Origin of the sequence: Brevibacterium sp. HMSC24B04 (genome assembly GCF_001806835.1) — a bacterium.
GTDB lineage: Bacteria > Actinomycetota > Actinomycetes > Actinomycetales > Brevibacteriaceae > Brevibacterium > Brevibacterium ravenspurgense.
Genome location: NZ_KV786125.1, coordinates 1 through 2,510, shown reverse-complemented (window position 1 = coordinate 2,510; position 2,510 = coordinate 1). Strand labels below are relative to the sequence as shown.

Here is a 2,510-nt window from a genome sequence, read left to right as displayed (position 1 = left end):
CCTCTGACTGCCGCCAATCTTTGCAACAGAGCCCATGTGATGGCGACGCACGACACCGCTCCGTGGATCGGTCGAATGCGTGTGCTGCGCAAAAACCCAGAACCACGGCCAGGAATGCCCGGCGCGCGGATACTTCCGCTCAAGGGCGTCGGGAAGCGCAACGCCGCTGCGGCCCTCGGCCTGGTCCTTCAGCCACCATGCCCGTGCACGCGACAGCTGCTCGCGCAGGCTGGGTGCCAAGCTCTCGGGTAACATCAAGGCCCGATCCTTGGAGCCCTTGCCCTCCCGCACGATGATCGTGCCGTGATCGAAATCCAGATCCTTGACCCGCAGTTGCAAACCCTCACTGATCCGCATGCCCGTTCCATACAGAAGCTGGGCGAACAAACGATGCTCGCCTTCCAGAAAACCGAGGATGCGAACCACTTCATCCGGGGTCAGCACCACCGGCAAGCGCCGCGACGGCCGAGGTCTTCCGATCTCCTGAAGCCAGGGCAGATCCGTGCACAGCACCTTGCCGTAGAAGAACAGCAAGGCCGCCAATGCCTGACGATGCGTGGAGACCGAAACCTTGCGCTCGTTCGCCAGCCAGGACAGAAATGCCTCGACTTCGCTGCTGCCCAAGGTTGCCGGGTGACGCACACCGTGGAAACGGATGAAGGCACGAACCCAGTGGACATAAGCCTGTTCGGTTCGTAAGCTATAATGCAAGTAGCGTATGCGCTCACGCAACTGGTCCAGAACCTTGACCGAACGCAGCGGTGGTAACGGCGCAGTGGCGGTTTTCATGGCTTGTTATGACTGTTTTTTGTACAGTCTATGCCTCGGGCATCCAAGCAGCAAGCGCGTTACGCCGTGGGTCGATGTTTGATGTTATGGAGCAGCAACGATGTTACGCAGCAGGGTGACGGTGTTCGGCATTCTGAATCTCACCGAGGACTCCTTCTTCGATGAGAGCCGGCGGCTAGACCCCGCCGGCGCTGTCACCGCGGCGATCGAAATGCTGCGAGTCGGATCAGACGTCGTGGATGTCGGACCGGCCGCCAGCCATCCGGACGCGAGGCCTGTATCGCCGGCCGATGAGATCAGACGTATTGCGCCGCTCTTAGACGCCCTGTCCGATCAGATGCACCGTGTTTCAATCGACAGCTTCCAACCGGAAACCCAGCGCTATGCGCTCAAGCGCGGCGTGGGCTACCTGAACGATATCCAAGGATTTCCTGACCCTGCGCTCTATCCCGATATTGCTGAGGCGGACTGCAGGCTGGTGGTTATGCACTCAGCGCAGCGGGATGGCATCGCCACCCGCACCGGTCACCTTCGACCCGAAGACGCGCTCGACGAGATTGTGCGGTTCTTCGAGGCGCGGGTTTCCGCCTTGCGACGGAGCGGGGTCGCTGCCGACCGGCTCATCCTCGATCCGGGGATGGGATTTTTCTTGAGCCCCGCACCGGAAACATCGCTGCACGTGCTGTCGAACCTTCAAAAGCTGAAGTCGGCGTTGGGGCTTCCGCTATTGGTCTCGGTGTCGCGGAAATCCTTCTTGGGCGCCACCGTTGGCCTTCCTGTAAAGGATCTGGGTCCAGCGAGCCTTGCGGCGGAACTTCACGCGATCGGCAATGGCGCTGACTACGTCCGCACCCACGCGCCTGGAGATCTGCGAAGCGCAATCACCTTCTCGGAAACCCTCGCGAAATTTCGCAGTCGCGACGCCAGAGACCGAGGGTTAGATCATGCCTAGCATTCACCTTCCGGCCGCCCGCTAGCGGACCCTGGTCAGGTTCCGCGAAGGTGGGCGCAGACATGCTGGGCTCGTCAGGATCAAACTGCACTATGAGGCGGCGGTTCATACCGCGCCAGGGGAGCGAATGGACAGCGAGGAGCCTCCGAACGTTCGGGTCGCCTGCTCGGGTGATATCGACGAGGTTGTGCGGCTGATGCACGACGCTGCGGCGTGGATGTCCGCCAAGGGAACGCCCGCCTGGGACGTCGCGCGGATCGACCGGACATTCGCGGAGACCTTCGTCCTGAGATCCGAGCTCCTAGTCGCGAGTTGCAGCGACGGCATCGTCGGCTGTTGCACCTTGTCGGCCGAGGATCCCGAGTTCTGGCCCGACGCCCTCAAGGGGGAGGCCGCATATCTGCACAAGCTCGCGGTGCGACGGACACATGCGGGCCGGGGTGTCAGCTCCGCGCTGATCGAGGCTTGCCGCCATGCCGCGCGAACGCAGGGGTGCGCCAAGCTGCGGCTCGACTGCCACCCGAACCTGCGTGGCCTATACGAGCGGCTCGGATTCACCCACGTCGACACTTTCAATCCCGGCTGGGATCCAACCTTCATCGCAGAACGCCTAGAACTCGAAATCTAACGTCCGTTCGGGCATCGAGGTCCATGTCGGGGTGGGACGGGCCCGTGGCTTCAAGATCACTTGCAGTCCGACCGCGATGTCTTGGTTGCGCGAGAGGTTGTCGATATGGCTCTGTTGCAAAAATCGTGAAGCTTGAGCATG

General features: G+C 61.8%; 3 protein-coding genes. 2 read left to right on the top strand and 1 reads right to left on the bottom strand.

Going from position 1 to position 2,510, the window contains the following annotated elements:
* The coding region (intI1, locus tag HMPREF3092_RS10700; RefSeq protein WP_018121656.1) for a class 1 integron integrase IntI1 at nucleotides 1-789 on the bottom strand (789 nt) is incomplete at its 3' end.
* Between the two features lie 100 nt (nucleotides 790-889).
* Here intI1 and sul1 point away from each other — a divergent pair.
* Both sul1 and HMPREF3092_RS10690 read left to right on the top strand, forming a co-directional pair.
* Nucleotides 890-1,741: a sulfonamide-resistant dihydropteroate synthase Sul1 gene (gene sul1, locus HMPREF3092_RS10695; protein WP_000946487.1), complete on the top strand. Its 852-nt coding sequence runs from the start codon at nucleotides 890-892 to the stop codon at nucleotides 1,739-1,741.
* 127 nt (nucleotides 1,742-1,868) lie between these two features.
* Nucleotides 1,869-2,369, top strand: coding sequence for a GNAT family N-acetyltransferase (locus tag HMPREF3092_RS10690; RefSeq protein WP_000376623.1), 501 nt, complete (start codon nucleotides 1,869-1,871; stop codon nucleotides 2,367-2,369).
* The last annotated feature ends 141 nt before the right edge of the window (nucleotides 2,370-2,510 follow it).